Origin of the sequence: Labrenzia sp. R5_0, from assembly GCF_017743835.1 — a bacterium.
Classification (GTDB): Bacteria; Pseudomonadota; Alphaproteobacteria; order Rhizobiales; family Stappiaceae; genus Roseibium; species Roseibium algicola.
Window position 1 is genome coordinate 299022 of record NZ_JAGHRK010000005.1, and the last position, 19731, is coordinate 318752.

Here is a 19731-nt window from a genome sequence, read left to right on the forward strand (position 1 = left end):
TCGGCCGCATTCGAAAGATGACGACGGACGATGCGGTTTCGCCGCGCAGAAAGTCGCCCGGAAAACTGAGGAACCTGAAATGACTGTCGAGTATCTGAAGAAAGGGAAGCCGGAAGCGGACCGTGTCGAGGACGACGCCAAGGTGCGCGCCGTTGTCGAGGCAACCCTGAAGGATATCGAGGAACGCGGCGATGCTGCCGTGCGCGACCTCAGCGAGAAATTCGACAAGTATTCCCCGGCATCCTACCGCCTGTCGCAAGAGGAGATCGACAGCCTGATCGCCCAGCTGACCGAGCAGGAACTGTCCGATATCAAATTCGCCCAGGCGCAAGTGGTCAATTTCGCAAAGGCCCAACGCGACAGCATGCTGGATATCGAGGTCGAGACGCTGCCGGGCGTCATTCTCGGCCACCGCAACCTGCCGGTTCAGTCCGTCGGCTGCTACGTGCCGGGCGGCAAGTTTCCGATGGTGGCCTCCGCACATATGTCCGTCGCAACAGCGAAGGTCGCCGGCGTTCCGCGCATCGTTGCCTGCACTCCGCCGTTCGACGGCAAGCCCAATCCCGCCGTGATCGCGGCCATGCACCTTGGTGGCGCGGACGAAATCTACGTGCTGGGCGGCATTCAGGCCGTCGGCGCGATGGCCATCGGCACGGAAACCATCGAGCCGGTGCACATGCTGGTTGGTCCGGGCAACGCTTTTGTTGCGGAAGCCAAGCGTCAGCTCTTCGGTCGCGTCGGCATCGATCTTTTTGCCGGACCGACGGAAACCATGGTGATCGCCGATGAAAGCGCCGCAGACGCGGAACTCTGCGCGACGGATCTGCTCGGCCAGGCCGAACACGGCTACAACAGCCCCTGCGTGCTGCTGACCAACAGCCGCAGGCTGGCGGAAGAAACCATGGCCGAAGTCGAACGGCTTCTCGCAATTCTGCCGACAGCGGGCACCGCCCGCGTGAGCTGGGAAGAATACGGCGAGGTGATCGTCTGCGACACCTACGAGGAAATGCTGAAGGTCGCCGACGACATCGCTTCCGAGCATGTTCAGGTCATGACCGACCGCGACGACTGGTTCCTGGAAAACATGACCTGTTATGGCGCGTTGTTCCTCGGCCCGCGGACAAATGTCTCCAACGGTGACAAGGTCATCGGCACCAACCACACGCTGCCGACCAAGAAGGCCGGCCGCTACACCGGCGGACTTTGGGTCGGCAAGTTCCTGAAAACCCACAGCTATCAGAAGGTCATGACCGACGAAGCAGCGGCCAGTATCGGTGCTTATGGCTCGCGCCTGTGCATGCTGGAAGGTTTTGTCGGCCACGCCGAGCAGTGCAACGTCCGCGTTCGCCGCTATGGCGGTGTCAACGTCCCCTATGGTGAGGCTGCACCGGTTCTGGAGAAGGCCGAATGAGCCTTCCGCGCACCCCGTCCTTCCGTCTCGATGGCCGGCGCGCCCTCGTAACAGGTGCGTCCTCCGGCATCGGCAGGGCGTGCGCTGTCGCGCTTGCGGAAGCCGGGGCGGCAGTAACACTGGCGGCCCGGCGGGCCGCGCCGCTTCAGGACCTTCAGGCAGAAATGCAGGCCGAAGGCTTGCAGGCGGACGTATTGGTCCTCGACATGGCAGATCATGAAGCGCTTGAAAAAGCCCTCGCTGACCTGTCGGCCTTTGACGTTGTCGTGAACTCCGCCGGCATGGCGCGCCATGGTCCTGCGCTGGAAACCCGGCCCGAAGACTTCGATGCAGTCATCGACCTGAATTTCCGGGCAGCCTATTTTCTCGCAGCCCTGGCCGCAGGCCGGCTGGCAGCCGAAGGCAAGCCGGGTTCGATCATCAACATCTCGTCCCAGATGGGCCATGTCGGCGGCATCGACCGCGCCGTCTATTCAGCTTCCAAGCACGCAATCGAAGGCATGACCAAATCGATGGCGATCGAGTGGGGCCCGAAGGGGATCCGCATCAATTCCATCTGCCCGACCTTCATTCGCACCCCGCTGACCGAGAAGACCTTCGAGAACCCCGAACGGCGCAAGTGGATCGAGGAGAAGATCAAGCTTGGCAGGGTAGGCGAAGTCGAGGATATCATGGGCGCGGTCGTCTACCTCGCCTCGGACGCATCCTCCCTGGTGACCGGAACGGCATTGCTGGTCGATGGAGGTTGGACGGCGGACTGATGAGCAAGGAAAAGGTCACACTCAGCGAAGTCGCAAAGCTGGCAGGGGTTTCCCAGTCGGCAGTCAGCCGTGCATTCACGCCGGGCTCCAGCGTCTCGCAGAAGACCCGCGACCGCATCGAGGCGGCAGCCGAGGAACTCGGGTACCGACCGAACCCGATCGCGCGGGCGATGATTACCGGCAGAAGCCGCATCATCGGCCTCGTCGTGGCCTACCTTGAAAACCAGTTCTATCCGCTCGCAATCGAGCGTCTCAGCCGGGCCTTGCAGGCCAGGGGCTATCACATCCTGATCTTTCTGGCGGAGAACCAGGAGGACGATGTCACCCGCGTGGTCGACGAATTGCTCGATTACCGCGTCGACGGCATCATCACGGCCTCTGTTGCGATCACCAACGACCTGACCACACGCTGCGAGGACGCAGGCATCCCGATCGTCATGTTCAATCGCGGTCAGGACGACAACCGCCTGTCGTCGGTAACCTCCGACAACCTTGCAGGCGGCCGGACCGTCGCCAACTTCCTGGTCGCCTGCGGACATGAACGGATCGCCCATATTGCCGGTTGGCAAGGATCTTCGACCGGGCGCGACCGCGCACGCGGCTTCACTGAGGCGCTTGCCGAACACGGCCGCGAACCCTGCGCCGTGCTCGACGGCAAATACAGCACCGATGTGGCGCGCCAGCTTGCGCGTGAGCTCTTCGGTTCAGCGGACAGACCGGACGCGGTATTTGTCGGCAACGACCATATGGCACTTCCCGTGATGGACGTTCTGCGTTTCGAACTGGGGCTTTCCGTACCGGGCGACGTCGCTGTGGTCGGCTACGATGATGTGCCCGTTGCAGGCTGGCCGACCTATGACCTGACGACAGTCCGCCAGTCGGTGAACCGCATGGTCGAGGCAACAGTCGAGACATTGCTTGGCCGCGTCGAGGGACACACAGAGCCCACACGCATCCTGATCCCGGGTGATTTGATCCAGCGCGGCTCCACGCGCAAGCTGGACCCGTTCGGCACATGAGGACACCCCTTCAGGCCGAGGAACGGCATCACACCTATCTGCAGAGCTTGAGATCACGGCGGCTGAACAACCACCCGCCGAACCGGCTGCTGGCCGCCCTACACTGACCAGATTTCTCAAGGATATTCGACATGAGTTCGATCAACGATCGCATCGTTCGCTACGGTGAACTGAAGCCGTGCAAGACTGCCTTCATCGACGCCCATACACCTGGCTCGAACCAGAAGGAAAACTTCACCATCATCGGCGGCGGGGTTTCGGAAAGTCCCGACCAGCACGTCCACATCACCGACAAGGTCGGCTTCAATATTGGTGCCGCGGGACAGCCGCCGCATTGCCGCAACTCGCTTCACAACCACACCACAGCCGAAGTCTTCTTCGTGCTGAAGGGACGCTGGCGCTTCTTCTGGGGCCGCTATGGCACGGCCGGCGAATTCGTTGCCGAGGAAGGCGACATCTTCAACATTCCGACCGGGATTTTTCGCGGGTTCGAGAACATCGGCACCGACTACGGAATGATCATGGCGATCCTTGGCGGCGATGATGCCGGCGGCGGCGTGACCTGGGCACCTCAGGTGATCGAGGACGCGCGGGAACACGGTCTCATCCTTGGAGAGAACGGGGTCCTCTACGACAGCAAGAAGGGCCAGACCCTGCCGCACAACGTGTCGCCGATGCCGCTTCTGACCGACGAAGAGCTGAAGGCTTTCCCGGAAACGCCGGTGGAGGACGTGGTCCGCGACTATGTTGCCCGCTACTGGGACCTGATGGCGCTGGCAGCGAAAAAGCCGGCCAAGGTGATCGGCGAGAACGCTCTCCTGAAAGACAAGCCCGGTTTCGAGGTCGAGTTCCTGACGCGCGGCTCACTCTCCAGCGACACCATCACACCGGAGAAGCCGACAGTGCTGATGCCGATGCGTGGCCACTGGGCGCTGAGCTGGAGCGGCGGTCAAACCGTGCTCAACCCGGGCGACACCGCCCTGATGCTCGCCGGAGAGGCTTACTCGCTTGAGCCGTCGATGACCGGCGAGGCATCGCTCTACCGGGTTGTCGCCACAGATGATCCCGCCGGCCTGACCTGGACCGGGAACTGACACCTGGCAGCCGGCGAGGCTATCCGGTCTCGCCGGCTGCCTTCTTGAAAAGGAAGTGGCCATGACGCGTCTCCCGCTAGTCCTGATCCCCGGCATGATGTGCGACGCCCGGCTCTACGGGCCGCAGATCGCTGCCTTTTCCGGGTCGCGTGCACTGCATCTTGCTCCAATCTGCAACGAGGACAATGTCGAGGCCCTGGCAGCGGCGATCCTTTCCGGTGCACCGCAACGCTTTGCGCTCGCGGGCCTTTCCATGGGCGGGATCGTCGCCATGGAGGTCGTGAGGCAGGCGCCCGAACGTGTGGAGCGTCTGGCACTTCTCGACACCAATCCACGTACCGAACTGGACACGGTGAAGGAAAAGCGGGCGCCACAAATGGCGGCGGTCCGCGCAGGTGGGCTCTCGGACGTCATGCGCCTCGAGGTCATTCCAAATTTCGCACATGACAGGTCGACCGCTGCCGACCTCGAGAGCCTTGCGCTTGACATGGCCGAAAGCCTCGGACCCGAGGTCTTCCTGCGCCAGTCGAAAGCGCTGATCGACCGCCCGTCACAGATCGAAACGCTGCGCGCCTACAAGGGCAAGGCTCTGGTCCTGACCGGCGAGAGCGACAGGCTCTGCCCCCTTGATCGGCATACACAGATGGCCGAACTGCTTCAGAACTCGGTTCTGGAAATCATCGAACAAGCCGGTCACCTGACGACACTGGAACAGCCGGCGGCAACGAATGCCGCACTCGCACGATGGCTTGAGGACTAGGATTAGAATGGATCAGGAACTTCTGGAACTGCTGAAACGCGTGGATACGCCGACGGTCTGCAATGCCATCGAGGTTGTCGAGGGCAAGCGCGGCTTCAATGGCTTCACACGAGGTACCATGCTGTGCAGCGCACCGGAGGGTGGCGCCATGGTGGGCTATGCCTCAACGGCCAAGATCGCCGCACTCGAACCACCCACAGAGCCTGCGGACGTCATCCGCGCCCGCCGCATGGAATACTACCGGCGCATGGCCGAGGCCCCCAAACCCTCGATAGCCGTAATCGAGGACGTGGATTACCCGCATTGCATCGGGGCCTACTGGGGCGAGGTGAATACTTCAATCCACAAGGCCTTCGGCATGTCCGGTGCCCTGACCAACGGGGTCATGCGCGACCTCGGCGATATGGCAGAAGGATTTCCGGTCGTCGCGGGTTCCATCGGCCCCAGCCACGGGTTCGTGCATGTTCGCGAGTTGGGCACGCCTGTCAGCATCTTTGGGTTGACTGTCCAGGATGGTGACCTGGTCCACGCCGACCGTCATGGCGCCGTGGTCATTCCAGTGGAGGTCATACCCGGCCTTAAAGAAGGTATTGCCAAGCTCTTTGCCTCGGAAAAGGTCGTTCTGGAAGCCACTGCAAAAGGAGCGATGGACTTTGCCGCCTTCGAGAAGGTCTGGCAGGCTTTCGAAGCTGCCCGCGTCTGAGGACACGGGCACAGCAAAGAGGACACGAAACAGGCTAATTGCTTTAGCTTGAAGTTCATTCTTTGCCTGTTGCCCGGTGGCCCCGGACTGGCTCAGACCGCGCTCGTATTAGCCGTCGAGATCGCGTTCGGACAGAATGCGATCGACCGGTCCAACGCCATCATCAAGGCATGGCCTGATCGTCAGAAACGTTCGGTTGCCGCTGATCGGCTGTCGCTGAAACCGCACGACACTTTCCAGAAACGGCAGTGGCTCATTGCTCAGCCGGAAATAGATCTCTTCGCGTGGCTGCCTTGCCAAGTTCCCGTGCCATATTGACGAAAGCCCGGAAGGCAGCCGAAGGGTTTTTACGCCCGGGATAATAGAGACACAGCGGCGACGTTGGCGGGGTCCAATCCTGCAGGACCCGTTCAAGTCGCCCGGCAGCGATGTCGTCGCGCACGTTGGCTTCCATGAAAAACCCGATCCCGATCCCGTCGAGAACGGCCATTCGTGCAAGCGAAGCTTCATCAAGTGTAATCGGACCCCCCACGTCGATCAGGAGGGCATTGCCATCCTTCTCGAAATGCCAGCGATAAAGTGCACCGTTTGGCAGTCGGACACGGATGCATTGGTGAGCCAGAAGATCGGGGGGTGCGGCCGGCCTCCCATGTTCTTCGAGGTAGGTGGGGGTGGCGACCACAGCAAAGCTGCGAGGCGCCCCCAGCGGCACAGCGATCATGTCACTTGGCACCAGGTCGGCGGTTCGGATTCCCAAATCGAACCCTTCGGCGACGATATCGACGATCCGGCCTTCGGTGACGAGATCGATGTGAACCTGTGGGTAGCGCTGCAGGAACTCCAGAACTAGTGGCGCAAACACTTCCCGGGCAGCTGTTGCGAAAGCATTGATGCGCAATGTCCCCGAAGGCGTGTCCTGTTGCGAGCGCACGGCTGCCATTGCGTCCTGGATGTCACGCAGTGCGGGGGACACCTGTTCGACGAAGGTTCGACCGGCATCCGTCAACGAAACACTTCGCGTGGTGCGATTGAACAGGCGAACGCCGAGTTGCCGTTCTATCTTGCCAATAAGGTTGCTGAGCGCCGTCGTCGACAGCCCGAGTTCGAGCGCCGCTGCACGGAAAGACCCTCGATTGGCGATGGCCAGAACCGCTTCAAGTTCTCCCAGGATCTGACGTGACATTGTTCCGATTTTCGTGACGTTACATCCAGCTTTATCCCAATTATCGCGATTAAGGTCCAGCCATATATTTCGACCATCGACGCCGGAACACACCGCTGATCCGGCTGGACCATCACCAGAAACGGAGATGTCAGATGGATATCCGGTTACCAGGACCGATTGCCGCCTATTTCGAAGCTGACGGAAACAGGAATGCCGATGCCGTCGCTGAATGTTTCAGCGAAGACGCGGTCGTCAAGGACGAGAAAAACGTGCATGCGGGACGCACCGCGATCCGCCGATGGAAGGCGGAAGCTTCAACAAAGTACTCCTACACGGTCGAACCTTTCGCAATCGAGGTGGAAGGAAATCGCAAGGTGGTGACGGGCCACGTTGTCGGGAACTTTCCCGGCAGCCCGGTCGACCTGAGGTATCTTTTCCGCCTGACGGACGAGAAGATTGCTGAACTGGAGATCCTGCCGTGAGCAAGTTCCTCAGTCTTGAAGGCAAACGGGCGCTTGTCACGTCCGGAACGCGAGGCGCAGGGGCTGCGACGGTCAGGCTATTCCGGGACCTCGGGGCCGAGGTGCTGACAAGCGCCCGGACCAGGCCGGACACGCTTGAAGATGGTGTCCAGTTCGTCGCGGCAGACCTGACCACGACCGAAGGCTGCGATGACCTTGTCGCCGCTGTCCGGGAAAGGCTGGGAGGCGTGGACATCATTGTTCATATGCTCGGCGGTTCCTCTGCTCCGGGAGGCGGGTATGTCGCCCTGACGGACGCCGAGTGGCACAACGAGCTCTACCTCAATCTCTTTCCTGCCGTTCGCCTGGACCGGCAACTCGTGCCGGACATGGTTGAACGGGGAAGCGGTGTCGTCATCCACGTTTCGTCGATCCAGAGGGAGCTGCCGCTGCCTGAATCGACAACCGCCTATGCGGCGGCGAAGGCAGCGCTGTCCACCTACAGCAAGGCCCTGTCGAAAGAAGTCTCGCCAAGGGGCGTGCGTGTGCTGCGTGTATCGCCCGGGTGGATTGAGACGGAAGCGTCGGTGCGTCTTGCCGACCGTCTCGCCAAGCAGGCCGGCACCGATTACGAGGGCGGCAAGAAGATGATCATGGATGCGCTTGGCGGAATACCGATCGGTCGTCCGACAAAACCGGAAGAGGTCGCAAACCTGATTGCGTTCGTGGCGTCCGACCGCGCGGCCACGATCACCGGCACCGAATACGTCATTGACGGGGGCACCATACCGACAACGTAGACATGACGAATGCGTGGATCAGGCGGGAGTACCCCACCCGCCGATCTGAGAATAGATCGTGTCACGAAGATTTCGGATGTTCTTGTTGAGACTCGCGAGGTCTTCGGTGCTTTGCATCGAAGCCGTCAGCAGAGCCTCGCCAAGGCATCCTGCCCTGGACTGAAGCGCACGGCCCTTGTCGGTCAAGGCCACGACAACCTGTCGCTCGTTGTTTGGATTTCGGGTTCTTTGCAGCAGTCCCGCCGTTTCGAGACGCTTGAGAAGCGGCGTGAGTGTACTGGATTCCAACGCCAGGGTCTCGGCGATTGCCCCGACTGTCTTCTGGTCGTCGCGCCAGAGAACATTGAGAACGAGATACTGCGGATAGGTCACCCCGAGCTCGTCAAGAAGGGGTTTGTAGACGCGCTGAATGGCAATCCCTGCCGAATAGATCGCGTAGCAGAGTTGATCGTCCAAAGGCGGTGGACTGTTCTTCCGGTCATTCGTCATGCGCTGCTCCTTTGCCCCCGTATATCAAACCACATCACGAGAAACAATATCGCGATAACATTTCTCTTGACCTGAAAATTCGATCCCTGTAATCACTCTTATCGCGATAACTGTTATCGCTACTTGTTTGGAGAAGAGCCATGAAGACCAAGACGAAAATGTTTGTTCTGGCGGCTGCCGCCGCTGCCGTCATCGGACTGAAGTCCGCGAATGCGTCAGACACCATTCCGGCGGATCAGACTGTCAGGAATGTTGTGCTTGTTCACGGCGCTTTTGCGGATGGCTCCGGCTGGCGCGGCGTCTATGACGAACTGACAACGCGTGGATACCGGGTCACCATCGTCCAGAACCCGCTGACATCTCTGGAAGACGATGTTGCGGCCACCAAACGCGCATTGGACCGTCAGGACGGCCCGGCCATTCTTGTCGGGCATTCCTGGGGCGGCACGGTCATTACCGAAGCGGGGATCGACCAGAAGGTTGCCGGGTTGGTCTATGTCTCGGCGCTTTCACCGGATGCCGGCGAAACGACAGCTCAGCAATATGATGGATTTCCAGCGGCTTCCGAGTTCGTCATCGACACTTCGGAAGACGATTTCGCCTATGTCGACCGGGAAAAATTCAAATCCGGCTTTGCCCATGACGTGAGCGACGCGGACGCCGCCTTCATGCGGGATTCTCAAGTTCCCCTCAACTTGGCAGCGTTTGGCACAAAGCTGAAGAATGCTGCGTGGCGCTCCAAGCCGAGTTGGGCGGTGATTGCAACCGAAGACAAGGCATTCGACCAGGCCATGCTGATCCACATGGCGGAACGTATCGGCGCAAAGATCACGAAGGTCTCTGCCAGCCACGCTCTCTTCATGACCCGGCCGAAAGTCGTCGCCGACACGATCGACGAAGCCGCACAAACGGTCTCGAGCCAGCATTAAACAACACAAGCATCGATAGAGGTCGATCACATGGACAAGACCATGCAGCTCGAAAAGACAAATGCCGAATTCGATTTCATCGTATGCGGTGCAGGTTCCAGCGGGTCGGTTGTCGCAGCCAGATTGGCCGAAGACGGCAATGCCAGGGTTCTGCTCCTTGAGGCTGGAGGCGACGATCTCGCCGAAAGTGTCATGGAACCGGCTCAATGGCCGTTGAACCTTGGCAGTGACCGTGATTGGAGCTTCATTGGTGAACCAACACCTGGGCTCGCCGGCCGCCGGCTTCCCTTAAGCATGGGCAAGGGGCTTGGTGGTGGTTCAAGCATCAATGTCATGGTGTGGGCCCGGGGCCACAAGGAAGACTGGAACCATTTCGCCGCAGAATCCGGCGACGAAGCCTGGGGATACCAGTCCGTGCTCGGATATTATCGCCGTATTGAAGACTGGCGCGGAACACCGGATCCTTTGCGAAGGGGATCCGGCGGCCCCGTCCACGTCGCGCAACCTGACAGTCCAAAGCCGGTTGCCAGGGCACTTCTCGACGCGGCGGAGCTGATTGGTGTTCCCGTCTTTGACACGCCCAACGGCGAGATGATGGAAAGTGCCGGCGGTGCATCGATCGCGGAACTGAGGATCCGCAACGGCAAGCGGGAGTCGGTCTTCCGGTCCTACACCCACAAGATGATGGCGCAACCAAACCTCACTGTGCTGACCAATGCATTGGTCACGCGGCTCCTTTTCGAGGGAAAGAAGGTGATCGGCGTCGAAGCTTTGGTCGATGGTGAAGTTCGGCAGTTCCGCGCGCGATATGAAACAGTGCTGTCACTCGGCGCTGTTCACACACCCAAGGTTCTGATGCAGTCCGGTATCGGTCCCGAGGATGAACTGCGGGTTCACGGCATCCCCGTTGTCCAGCATCTCCCCGGCGTTGGCCGCAATCATCAGGATCACATCGCGTTTGGGTGTACCTGGGCGTACCGCAAACCTCAGGAGGTCGGCGGGGGCGGCTGTGAAGCGACCCTCTACTGGAGGAGCAATTCCGGTCTTCAGCAACCCGATATCCTTCAGTGCCAGCTTGAGTTTGCCGTGCCCAGCCCTGTTGAAACGGACCTGGAAACACCTGAGCACGGCTGGACGATGTTTGCCGGGCTTGCACAGCCGAAAAGCCGGGGACGGCTGCGTCTATCCGGGCCGGATGCCCGCGACCCTATGCTCATCGAACCCAACTCCTTGAGTGAGCCGGAAGATCTGACGGCTGCATTGGCGGCAGTGGAACTATGCCGTGAGGCGGGAAACAGTGAAGCGTTCACGCCGCTGGTCAAAACCGAGACGGCACCGCGGTCTCGGAACAAGTCAGGCATGATCGACTTCATCCGGAAATCCGCTGTCACCTACTGGCATCAATCCTGTACGGCCAAGATGGGGCGGGACAGCATGTCGGTGGTTGATAATCAGCTCAAGGTGTATGGCATCGAAGGACTTAGGCTCGCCGACGCCTCGATCATGCCGCGCATCACGACCGGCAATACGATGGCTCCATGTGTCGTCATCGGAGAGCGGGCGGCGGATATGATCCGGCTCCAGCACGGGTTGTCCGATGCGCCCGACACCGACCATTGACACGTCCAAGGGACGTTTAATCTCTGATTGAAACATGGTCTGGACGCGGCGGCTGCCTCCGCCGCGTCCGCCTTTATTGATCACTCGGCCAAACTGAGCCGATCTTCATCTCGGGCAGGGCATGAAGGGACAGGTGTTTCCGAATGTGGATGCAGAAATCCGAACAGGAGAGACCAAACAGGCTTTCAGACGTTCGCTCACAACGGAAACCCCGCCCGCTGACATAGACAGGGGCGGGGGTAGAGGACGACGGTGTTGAAATATGCCAGTTTCGCTATCGCAACCGACGAAATCCGCTGCAAGGATGTCAGGCAGCCACCAGCAGCAAGTCGTCAACCACCTCATTGGCTGCCTTCTTGGCTGCGGCGATGGCCTCTTCCTGGAAAGAGGCACCGAAGGCAAGTTTCTCGGCGCGAATGAAAGTGACGTCCGTGATGCCGATGAAGCCGAGCAAGGTGCGCAGGTGAGGTTCCTGGGCATCCATGAGCTGCGCCGGTCCTTCGCTGTAGAGGCCGCCTCGTGTCAAGACGACGATAGCACGCTTGCCTTTCAGGAGGCCTTCCGGACCTGCGTCGCTATAGGAAAAGGTTACTCCGGCGCGCAGCACGTAGTCGAACCAGGCTTTCAGCGTGGACGGAATGCCGAAGTTGTACATGGGCGCACCGATGACCAGCAGGTCGGCCGCTTTCAACTCGGCAATGAGTTCGTCGGAGAGGGCCTGCGCGTTTGCCTGCACTTCGTTTTCAGCTTCGGGAACACGCAAGGCAATCGTGGAATCCTGTGTCAGATGCGGCACGGGATTGCTTCCCAGATCGCGGGCAATGACCTTGCTTTTGCCGTTCTTGAGACGCAACTGGTTTACGATGTGGGTGGTAAGCTGGTTGGATACGGAGGCATCGCCCAGAACACTGCTTGTCAGTACGAGAACTTTAGACATTGATTGTACGTCCTGCTTTTCATGTAAGAAATTCAGTCGTCAACTTGGTTCCCGGATGCCTTTTCCGGAACCGTCATTTTCCGCACCAGATTGTTGCTCTGAGAGGAACGCATGATTGATCTGGACGATATGCGATGCTTCATCGAAGTCGTGGAATGCGGCAGCCTGAGCGCGGCTGCGACGCGGCTCGGCATCTCGAAATCCATCGTCAGCCGCAGAATTGCGCGGATTGAAGACCTGCTCGGCACCCGTCTACTGGATCGGACGACCCGCGGCATTGCCCCCACGGAGGCTGGTCAGGAATTCAAATCCAGAAGCGAGGATCTTCTTGCCAACTATGAAGACACGCTCGAAGCAATCTCCGAGCACTCGAACGAAATCGTCGGAGAATTGCGACTGTCGGTCCCTCTTGCCTTCGGGACAAGACATCTTGGCCCGATCCTCGGATCTCTGGCCTGTCGTCACCCGCGGTTGAAAGTGGATGCCTCGTTTTCTGACCGTGTTGTCGATCTGATCGGCGAGCGGTTCGATGCTGCGATCCGAATTGGGAAGTTGCGCGATTCCAGCTACGTCGCTCGCAAGATCGCACCGATCAACTCGATCGTCGTCGCCAGCCCGACCTATCTGAAGCAAAACGGTACTCCGCAAACGCCTGAAGACCTGACCGCCCACGAATGCCTCATTTACACAGCTGCGCTTTCACCGGACTGGATCTTCCACAGTGGCAACGGGAACATCTCGGTACGCCCTTCGGGACGTCTGCGCACTGACAACGGAGACATAACCGTAGCCTGGGCGGTTGCGGGGCTTGGAATTGCTCACGCGCCCCTGTTTCTCGTCAACGATGCGGTTGAGCGTGGTGACCTTGTTCCCTTGCTGCTTGACTATCCGACACCGGAAGTCGGCCTTTTCGTACTCCGCCCCCCTGGAGCGAATACACCCCGGAAGGTCAGGGTCCTGATCGACGCGCTCGTCGAAACCTTTTCCGGCAAGCTGGAATGGAAAGGCTGGACCAGTCCGTCCGAATGAAACGACATGGGCCAGAGCCCTGCAAAAGGCAAAGTTGAATTGGCAGCGGCGGCATGGCCGGGAAGGGCCTGCCGCCGCGGCTTTTGTTATTGCGGGGGACGTGACGCCTGAAGTTCAAGAAGCTTGTTCGCGCAACTCGGCGACATGTTTGCCGCATTGGCCTGAAGGCACTGCAGAAGCCTGCCGCCGCCCGGCTGTATGCCGGAGCACAAGCTGCGCACGTCTGCTTCGCAGGCGGTCCTGATTTCCCGCATCTGCTGACGGGTCAGCTCCTGGGCATGAGCCCCGGAGACGCCCAGAAGCAAAAGAGCCGAAATCAAAAATCTCATGAAAATCATCCTATGTCTCGAGGGGGACGACGGGCGCGTGGAACATTGGCGGCCACGCGCCCGTCTTTGCCGATGCGGCGGGAGCACCGGCAATTCTGTCGTATTGAGATGCGGGTTATCTGAGGCTAAGGCGAGGAAACCGGGAGGCCTCAAGCTGTTCTTCCGTTAGCGCTGCGCGCAGGTTCTCGACTGCGGTTTTCAACGCTGCACCCTTTTCGCCATAGACGGAGAGGACGTCCGCCAGAGCTTCAATCCGGCCGAAGGCTTCCGGACCTGCCGGATCTTCGTCAGGCGCTCCTGCAAGGGCGCGCACCGTGCCGGCATCCGGGACCAGAGCGAGCATCGCAGCGGTATAGGCTCGCCATTCGTCCTGCTGGTCGGCCCGGATGCCGATTGCCGTTTCCTGCGAACTCAACGCGCCGGCCAGCCTGAACCTGGCGGCTTTCCCGGTATAGAAATGCCGAAGATGATCGAGGCGCTCCGCAACGTCGTAGATGTCGGGAACGCCCCCGAAGACGATAGGCAATTCGGGTGGATAGGCAGGGCCTTTGATGGCGAAGGGATTGTCCTGCGACACCGCGGCAAAAGGCATGACGGCAGCAAGCGTGACGCCGGCCACAAGTGACAAGGGGATCAGCTTCTTCACGGTACTCTCCAACTCGTTGTCGATGGAGAGATCCTGCAAATTCTGCATATCCGCCAGTTTTCCGGGTAATGGGAAATTGTAGCTTTTTATTTCCCGCCCGGTGGTCAGCTTGACTTGAAGAGGGGCAACGTCACCTTCACCCGACCACCCCGTGGGGTGTTTTCCAGACTGATGGCCCCGTCATGGGCTTCGGTCAGTGACCGGGCTACCGAAAGACCGAGGCCTGCACCGCCAGTTCCCCGGGACCTTGATGGTTCCGCCCGCACAAAGGGCTCGAGCAACAGCGATCTGGCTTCTTCCGAAAAGCCGGGGCCATCATCATCAATCAGGATCGTTATCCGCTCTCCGTCCTGGTCGAAGGTTGCCCGCGCGCGGGTGCCATATTTGATGGCGTTGTCGACCACGTTCAAAATGATGCGCCTGAGCGCGACACGATCGCCGACGATCCATGCCTGCTTCCGCGCGAAATCCTCGCTCGCCTCGGCAGGCAGACCTGCTTCCCTGAACTCGGCAAACTCCGCGCTGACAAGTTCGCAGAGATCAAGCAACTCCTCGTCGAGTACGCCGACGCCGGCCCGGGAAATCAGGAGAGCATTGTCGAGCAGGGAAATCATGTCCGTGATATCGGACGTTGCCCGCTCTCGCTCCGAGGCGTCCGGCAGATTTTCCAGACGCAATCTGAGGCGGGTGGCGAAGCTGCGCACGTCGTGCTGGAGCCCACCGATAAGCGCCATTCGCGAGCGGGTCATGGTGTGAAGCCGCTTTTGCAGCCTGTCGAACGCCCGGACGAGGGCTGAAATTTCCGGCGTACCGGCGCGGGTGTCCGGCAAGGGAACAGGTTCGGTAGACGGATCGATGCGGTCCACCGCCGCCGCCAGCATTGCAAGCGGCCGGATCTCACGGTGGAACAGAAGCAGCGCGATAAACGCGAACACCGTACCAAGCAGACCTGCCCCCAGGCCGACAGGCAAGCCCAGAGGCGTGACCGGGAACGGCAGATGAACCCCGATTGCCAGAGCCTTGCCGTCTCCCGCCGCGATCCAGAACTTGAGCGGGCGCATGGGGCCGAAACGCCACCGGCTGCCGTCCAGTCCGTTCAGCTTGCGAGACTGTGCAGCCAGCAGGCGATCTCCCAGAATTGCCCGGTAGGGTTCAAGCACACCGCTGTCACGCAGTTGGCTGTCGGTGTCGGGAACCTCGGAAACGGCTACCAGTTGAACATCAATCCCCGGCGAGCGGACAGCTTTCAGAACCGTGTCCTGCTGCGCGGGCGGAGTACCAGCAAGAAGCTCTGCAATCGCGGCAAGCTGCGCAGGTTCGGGGTTGGATGTTGCACGCGAAAGACTGCCTTCGCGATAGGCGACGCCCAGCACCAGCAGCCACAAGACCAGAAGCAGGCTCGCGCCGATGGCAACAAGTCTTGCGACCAGGCCGAAGCGCATCTCACGCCACCTGCCGGACTGAGGCCGTCAGAAGATAGCCGCCGTTGCGAACGGTGTTTATCAAGCTGCTGCCGGGGCTGTAGCTTTCCAGTTTCTTGCGGATGCGCGAAACCAGGATATCGACTGTACGGTCGAAAGGGCCGGCACTGCGACCACGGGTCCAGTCCAGGATCTGATCGCGGGAGAGAACCCTGCGCGGGCGGAGAACAAAACACGACAGAAGATCGAATTCGGCACTGGTGACGGACACCAGATCTCCATCGTCGGTCTCGACCTGGCGCGCGTCCAGATCGACAATGAACCGGTCAAAGGCAAACCGTCTCGACATGGGTTGCGAGGGGTTGGAGGCAGCCCTGCGCAACATCGCCCTGACCCGTGCCAGCAGCTCTCGCGGGCCAAAGGGCTTGACGACATAATCATCGGCGCCGAGTTCCAGCCCGACCACACGGTCGGTTTCATCCCCTTTTGCCGTCAGCATGAGAATGGGCGTATTGCCCTGAGCACGCAGCCTGCGGCAGATGGACAGTCCATCTTCGCCCGGCAACATGAGGTCTAGAATGAAAAGGTCCGGCTGGACGCGTTCAAGCGCCGAATCCATGTCCCGGCCATCCTGTGCAGAGACGACTTCGAAGCCTTCCCGGCTTAGAAACTCGCCCACAAGGCGGCGGATTTCATGATCGTCGTCGACGATCAATATTGTTTTTGCATCCGGTTCCATGAGTTCAATTGCACATGAGGACCCTGCGAAATCAAACGAAAACAGGCAGCGATTACAAAATCATACAAACCGGAAATCTAACGAAATGCCTTGGCTGCCAGAGCGCCGCACGGTGCAGAACCACCGCGGCCACGGCATTTGTCTTCCTGTACGCGCCAGCAGGACCAACGCCGGCCGAACGGTCATGTTTTACAAATTGAAACATAACGCAACGCGCCGGAAAGATCCGGTGCAAGCGACAGGGAGAGGGTCTCCGGAGGCCGCTGCCAAGGCGGCGACGCATATGGAGAACACCATGATGAAACGACTGTACCTCGCGCTGGCGATCCTGATCGGCGCACCATCGCTTGCGGCGGCGGCAACGGTTGCCGTCTCCACCGGAAACGTGAACCTGAGAGCTGGCCCGTCGACCGGCTATCCCGTCGTCACTGTTGTTCCCGCCGGAACACGGATCACGACTTACGGCTGCGTTTCCGGCTATTCCTGGTGCGACGTGAGCTTCGGCGCGTATCGCGGCTGGGTGTCGGCCAGCTACATTCAGGTCGTTTACCGCGGCAACCCGGTCATCGTCACGCCAGTGGTCGCACCCGCAGTCGGCCTCACCGTCGTCGCCTATAACCGCGCTTATTGGGACACCTATTACGCCGCTTATCCCTGGTATGGCCGCTGGGGTCATTATTACCGCCCGGGTTATCCGGTCGCGCCGGCGGCACGCGTTACTTCGCATGACAGGGCGGTTACCTGCACAGGAGACAGCTGCACGGCCACGCGGACGACGACGGGTATCTACGGCGGTTCGACCAGCCAGTCCCGCACCTGTGCCAATGGTGAATGCAATGCCACCCGAAACGTGGTCGGCCCTTACGGCGGCACCGCGTCGCGCACTCGCAATTGCAGCACCAACAGTCAGTCCTGCACCGTCAGCCGGACGGGACCTGCCGGCGGCACCAGAACGCGGGTTTTCCAGCGTTGAAACGATTACCGGTCTGCGGACGGTTCGCTCATTGCGAACCGTCGCCCGGCACCCTACAGCGCCAGCTTGACCTTGCCGCCCTTCACAGACCGCGAGCAGCAGGACATCATGCGCCGGTTTTCCGCGCGTTCGGTGCGCGTCAGTACCACGTCGCGATGATCGATTTCTCCCTCAAGAACTTCAACCTCGCAACTGCCGCACAAACCTTCCCGGCAATCGCAGGCAATGTCGATACCTGACGCAAGCAGTGCATCGAGCAACGTTTCATCTGCTGCGACTTCAAGCGTCAGGCCGGAATCCTTCAGTTCGACCTGAAAGGCGTTTTCCTTCGATGGATCGAGAGCGGTCTCCTGCGCGGAAAAATGCTCGAAATGCAAGGTGCCGGCCGGGTGACTTGCAGTAAGGTCTTCCAGCTGGGAAATCATCCGCTGCGGACCGCAAGCATAGATCTGCCCGCCGTCGCGCAAGCCGGCGACAATGGCGGCCAGGTCCGCGCGTGCGCCTTCGTCACCGGCATAGATCGCAAGCTTTCCGGAGTGGTCTGCATGCAACCGGTCCAGAAAGGCCATGCTTTCGCGGGATCGTCCGCAATAGTGGATCGTGTAGTCCCGCCCCAATGCCTTGAGACGGTCTGCCATCGCGAGGATTGGGGTGATGCCGATCCCTCCGGCAATCAGGACGTATGAGCTGGCCTGTTCGTCGAGCCGGAAGAGGTTGCTGGGTCCGCGAAGGCGCAGTTCCAGCCCCTCTGCGGCGACCTCGTGAATTCGGCGGGAACCGCCCCGTCCATCTTCTTCAAGAAGCACGGCGATATCGTAGTCGCTGCCATCGGCTCGGCCGCACAGAGAATATTTGCGATCAAAGCCCTCAAGACACACTTCGATATGTGCCCCGGCACTCCAGCCCGGCAGGGACCGGCCCTTGGCATCCTCGATCGTCAGCCCAAGAATGCCGTCTGCTTCCCTGCGGACATTCTTGACGCGGATCTTGCGCGCGATGTCACGGCGCGCAGGCGCTCCAACCGGGAAATGATGGTTGCCGTTTGCAATCGACGGCGTGGCCCGCTCGGGGTTCTTCACCGGATCCCACTCGACCCAGACGTGATCCGGACCTCTGAAGGACGTATTGGCGAGGTAAGTGAACTGCTGTTCGGCCAGTTGCAGGTGTGGCAGCCGGCGGGTCATTTCTTCCAGGAAGATCCGCATTTCCATACGGGCAATGTTCTTGCCCATGCACTGGTGGCTGCCGTAGCCGAACGTGAGGTGATCGACGGCGTTGTCGCGGTAGATGTCGAACTTGTCGCCATCTTCGAAATGCCGCTCATCCTGGTTACCGGACGCCTGCACGATAAGCAGCTTCGCACCTTCCGGGATCTCGACGCCACCGATGCTGGTCGCCGCCGTCGCCTGCCGCCGCCAGGCGACGATGGAGCCTGAATAGCGCAGGCATTCTTCCACCGCGTTGGGTATCAGGCTTGGATCCTCGCAGATGTCCTGCCAGGCCTGCCTGTGGGTGAGCAGCGTCTTGAACATTCCTGCCGAGGCAAGCGACGTCGTTTCGTGGGCGGCAACGATGATCGCCATCATCATCGAATGTACGTAGCTGTCCGGCACGACATCCGGCATTTCCGCGTTCTTGCGGATCGTCTCATGCATCCAGCCGGTTCCGTCCGGCTCCTTGCGCATCTTTTCGATGATCTTGCCCGCGTAGTTCCAGAACTGCCCGACGTCATGCGCAATGGCGACCTGTTGCTCGTCGGTGGGCTTGCCCCAGGTATTGACCGAGTGGGCGACCGAGAAGTTCTTGAGGACCGCGATGTCGTCCTCCGGAATACCCAGAAAATGCAGGGCGACATTCAGCGGCACTTCGTAAAGCATGGCATCGACCAGATCGACCCGGCCGCTGTCGATGAAGGCGTCGATCTTTTCGCGCGTCAGCCGGCGCACCATCTCCTGCCTGGCTTCCAGATTATCCGGAAGGAAGTGGCCCATCAGGGCGCGCCGCCGTTCCATGTGTACGGGCTCGTCCTCGTTCACCATGGTCCGGTTCATCGCATAGCCGTAGCCCTTCAGAACCTCCACTGCTTCCGGCGTTGCCGGTGTGATTTTTTCCAGGGCGTTCCGGGGCGAGAAGAGGATGTTGTCACGAAAGACCGCCTTGATGTCATCGTACCGACTGACCACCCAATAGCCGAGCTTGGGACTGTAGAAGACGGGCGACTGCTCCCGTGACCAGCGCAGTGCTTCTGCGGGGTCCGCCTGATAGGGTCCGGCGAACGCATCGAATTCGGCAGCCTTCTTGGAAAACGGACACTGGGCTTCGGCAGCGGCCGGGTTGTCCGGTCTGCCCCTTGAAGACTTACCGCCCGCCATCGCGTCTGCAGGGCTCGCAGTGCGTTCCATTTTCTCCTCCTCCCAGAAAAGTAGTCGGACCGCATCCCCCTTT

General features: G+C 60.3%; 20 protein-coding genes. 12 read left to right on the forward strand and 8 right to left on the reverse strand.

Features of this window, described 5'->3' with window-relative positions; translation table 11 throughout:
- Positions 1–79: 79 nt before the first annotated feature.
- The 6 genes from hisD to J7447_RS24765 all read left to right on the forward strand — a co-directional run bounded on the left by hisD (position 80) and on the right by J7447_RS24765 (position 5748).
- Entirely contained in the window at positions 80–1411 is a 1332-nt protein-coding gene (gene hisD, locus J7447_RS24740; protein ID WP_075283498.1) for a histidinol dehydrogenase, read from the forward strand.
- Entirely contained in the window at positions 1408–2172 is a 765-nt protein-coding gene (locus tag J7447_RS24745) for an SDR family oxidoreductase (RefSeq protein WP_209171258.1), read from the forward strand. Before hisD ends, J7447_RS24745 begins: the two co-directional genes overlap by 4 nt.
- On the forward strand, positions 2172–3191 hold the full coding sequence (locus J7447_RS24750; RefSeq protein ID WP_031269438.1) for a LacI family DNA-binding transcriptional regulator: 1020 nt from the start codon (positions 2172–2174) through the stop codon (positions 3189–3191). Before J7447_RS24745 ends, J7447_RS24750 begins: the two co-directional genes overlap by 1 nt.
- 131 nt (positions 3192–3322) lie before the next feature.
- Positions 3323–4285: a cupin domain-containing protein gene (locus J7447_RS24755; protein WP_152507948.1), complete on the forward strand. Its 963-nt coding sequence runs from the start codon at positions 3323–3325 to the stop codon at positions 4283–4285.
- Between the two features lie 61 nt (positions 4286–4346).
- Positions 4347–5045: an alpha/beta hydrolase gene (locus tag J7447_RS24760; RefSeq protein ID WP_209171259.1), complete on the forward strand. Its 699-nt coding sequence runs from the start codon at positions 4347–4349 to the stop codon at positions 5043–5045.
- 7 nt (positions 5046–5052) lie between these two features.
- Positions 5053–5748 carry an RraA family protein gene (locus tag J7447_RS24765; protein ID WP_209171260.1) on the forward strand — a complete coding sequence of 232 codons (696 nt, stop codon included), beginning with the start codon at positions 5053–5055 and terminating at the stop codon, positions 5746–5748.
- A 253-nt stretch (positions 5749–6001) separates the two neighbouring features.
- Here the strand turns inward: J7447_RS24765 and J7447_RS24770 are convergent, their stop codons facing one another.
- On the reverse strand, positions 6002–6931 hold the full coding sequence (locus tag J7447_RS24770; RefSeq protein WP_209171261.1) for a LysR family transcriptional regulator: 930 nt from the start codon (positions 6929–6931) through the stop codon (positions 6002–6004).
- Positions 6932–7065: 134 nt separating this feature from the next.
- Here J7447_RS24770 and J7447_RS24775 point away from each other — a divergent pair, with 134 nt between their 5' ends.
- Both J7447_RS24775 and J7447_RS24780 read left to right on the forward strand, forming a co-directional pair.
- Positions 7066–7395 (forward strand): nuclear transport factor 2 family protein, encoded by a 330-nt coding sequence (locus J7447_RS24775; RefSeq protein WP_209171262.1) that lies wholly within the window; start codon positions 7066–7068, stop codon positions 7393–7395.
- Positions 7392–8174 (forward strand): SDR family oxidoreductase, encoded by a 783-nt coding sequence (locus J7447_RS24780; RefSeq protein ID WP_209171263.1) that lies wholly within the window; start codon positions 7392–7394, stop codon positions 8172–8174. The genes J7447_RS24775 and J7447_RS24780 overlap by 4 nt, the downstream gene beginning before the upstream one ends.
- A gap of 18 nt (positions 8175–8192) precedes the next feature.
- Here J7447_RS24780 and J7447_RS24785 read toward each other — a convergent pair whose 3' ends face one another.
- A complete protein-coding gene (locus J7447_RS24785; RefSeq protein WP_209171264.1) occupies positions 8193–8663 on the reverse strand; it encodes a MarR family transcriptional regulator in 471 nt (156 codons plus the stop codon).
- Positions 8664–8821: 158 nt separating this feature from the next.
- Between J7447_RS24785 and J7447_RS24790 the strand changes: the two genes are divergently transcribed.
- A complete protein-coding gene (locus J7447_RS24790; RefSeq protein ID WP_286189590.1) occupies positions 8822–9592 on the forward strand; it encodes an alpha/beta hydrolase in 771 nt (256 codons plus the stop codon).
- Positions 9593–9622: 30 nt separating this feature from the next.
- Positions 9623–11212, forward strand: a complete 1590-nt coding sequence (locus J7447_RS24795) for a GMC family oxidoreductase N-terminal domain-containing protein (RefSeq protein WP_152507943.1) — start codon at positions 9623–9625, stop codon at positions 11210–11212.
- 307 nt (positions 11213–11519) lie between these two features.
- Here J7447_RS24795 and J7447_RS24800 read toward each other — a convergent pair whose 3' ends face one another.
- A complete protein-coding gene (locus tag J7447_RS24800) occupies positions 11520–12149 on the reverse strand; it encodes an NAD(P)H-dependent oxidoreductase (protein ID WP_209171266.1) in 630 nt (209 codons plus the stop codon).
- A gap of 111 nt (positions 12150–12260) precedes the next feature.
- Here J7447_RS24800 and J7447_RS24805 point away from each other — a divergent pair, with 111 nt between their 5' ends.
- A complete protein-coding gene (locus J7447_RS24805; RefSeq protein ID WP_083660739.1) occupies positions 12261–13178 on the forward strand; it encodes a LysR family transcriptional regulator in 918 nt (305 codons plus the stop codon).
- Positions 13179–13264: 86 nt separating this feature from the next.
- On the opposite strand, the gene J7447_RS24810 is transcribed toward J7447_RS24805, so the two are convergent.
- From J7447_RS24810 to J7447_RS24825, 4 genes are all read right to left on the reverse strand, one after another.
- Entirely contained in the window at positions 13265–13507 is a 243-nt protein-coding gene (locus J7447_RS24810) for a cysteine rich repeat-containing protein (RefSeq protein WP_168687600.1), read from the reverse strand.
- 115 nt (positions 13508–13622) lie between these two features.
- Positions 13623–14201 (reverse strand): hypothetical protein, encoded by a 579-nt coding sequence (locus tag J7447_RS24815; RefSeq protein WP_209171267.1) that lies wholly within the window; start codon positions 14199–14201, stop codon positions 13623–13625.
- 56 nt (positions 14202–14257) lie between these two features.
- Entirely contained in the window at positions 14258–15595 is a 1338-nt protein-coding gene (locus J7447_RS24820) for a HAMP domain-containing sensor histidine kinase (RefSeq protein ID WP_209171268.1), read from the reverse strand.
- Position 15596: 1 nt separating this feature from the next.
- Positions 15597–16313, reverse strand: a complete 717-nt coding sequence (locus J7447_RS24825) for a response regulator transcription factor (protein ID WP_023001301.1) — start codon at positions 16311–16313, stop codon at positions 15597–15599.
- Between the two features lie 295 nt (positions 16314–16608).
- On the opposite strand from J7447_RS24825, the gene J7447_RS24830 reads away from it, so the two are divergent.
- Positions 16609–17286: an SH3 domain-containing protein gene (locus J7447_RS24830; RefSeq protein ID WP_209171269.1), complete on the forward strand. Its 678-nt coding sequence runs from the start codon at positions 16609–16611 to the stop codon at positions 17284–17286.
- A gap of 53 nt (positions 17287–17339) precedes the next feature.
- Here the strand turns inward: J7447_RS24830 and J7447_RS24835 are convergent, their stop codons facing one another.
- Positions 17340–19688 (reverse strand): cytochrome P450/oxidoreductase, encoded by a 2349-nt coding sequence (locus J7447_RS24835; protein ID WP_209171270.1) that lies wholly within the window; start codon positions 19686–19688, stop codon positions 17340–17342.
- Between the last annotated feature and the right edge of the window lie 43 nt (positions 19689–19731).

Coding starts and splice junctions, on each gene's coding strand:
- hisD (WP_075283498.1), top strand. CDS start 80: ATGACTGTCGAGTATCTGAAGAAAGGGAAGCCGGAAGCGGACCGTGTC.
- J7447_RS24745 (WP_209171258.1), top strand. CDS start 1,408: ATGAGCCTTCCGCGCACCCCGTCCTTCCGTCTCGATGGCCGGCGCGCC.
- J7447_RS24750 (WP_031269438.1), top strand. CDS start 2,172: ATGAGCAAGGAAAAGGTCACACTCAGCGAAGTCGCAAAGCTGGCAGGG.
- J7447_RS24755 (WP_152507948.1), top strand. CDS start 3,323: ATGAGTTCGATCAACGATCGCATCGTTCGCTACGGTGAACTGAAGCCG.
- J7447_RS24760 (WP_209171259.1), top strand. CDS start 4,347: ATGACGCGTCTCCCGCTAGTCCTGATCCCCGGCATGATGTGCGACGCC.
- J7447_RS24765 (WP_209171260.1), top strand. CDS start 5,053: ATGGATCAGGAACTTCTGGAACTGCTGAAACGCGTGGATACGCCGACG.
- J7447_RS24770 (WP_209171261.1), bottom strand. CDS start 6,931: ATGTCACGTCAGATCCTGGGAGAACTTGAAGCGGTTCTGGCCATCGCC.
- J7447_RS24775 (WP_209171262.1), top strand. CDS start 7,066: ATGGATATCCGGTTACCAGGACCGATTGCCGCCTATTTCGAAGCTGAC.
- J7447_RS24785 (WP_209171264.1), bottom strand. CDS start 8,663: ATGACGAATGACCGGAAGAACAGTCCACCGCCTTTGGACGATCAACTC.
- J7447_RS24790 (WP_286189590.1), top strand. CDS start 8,822: ATGTTTGTTCTGGCGGCTGCCGCCGCTGCCGTCATCGGACTGAAGTCC.
- J7447_RS24795 (WP_152507943.1), top strand. CDS start 9,623: ATGGACAAGACCATGCAGCTCGAAAAGACAAATGCCGAATTCGATTTC.
- J7447_RS24800 (WP_209171266.1), bottom strand. CDS start 12,149: ATGTCTAAAGTTCTCGTACTGACAAGCAGTGTTCTGGGCGATGCCTCC.
- J7447_RS24805 (WP_083660739.1), top strand. CDS start 12,261: ATGATTGATCTGGACGATATGCGATGCTTCATCGAAGTCGTGGAATGC.
- J7447_RS24810 (WP_168687600.1), bottom strand. CDS start 13,507: ATGAGATTTTTGATTTCGGCTCTTTTGCTTCTGGGCGTCTCCGGGGCT.
- J7447_RS24815 (WP_209171267.1), bottom strand. CDS start 14,201: ATGCAGAATTTGCAGGATCTCTCCATCGACAACGAGTTGGAGAGTACC.
- J7447_RS24820 (WP_209171268.1), bottom strand. CDS start 15,595: ATGCGCTTCGGCCTGGTCGCAAGACTTGTTGCCATCGGCGCGAGCCTG.
- J7447_RS24825 (WP_023001301.1), bottom strand. CDS start 16,313: ATGGAACCGGATGCAAAAACAATATTGATCGTCGACGACGATCATGAA.
- J7447_RS24830 (WP_209171269.1), top strand. CDS start 16,609: ATGATGAAACGACTGTACCTCGCGCTGGCGATCCTGATCGGCGCACCA.
- J7447_RS24835 (WP_209171270.1), bottom strand. CDS start 19,688: ATGGAACGCACTGCGAGCCCTGCAGACGCGATGGCGGGCGGTAAGTCT.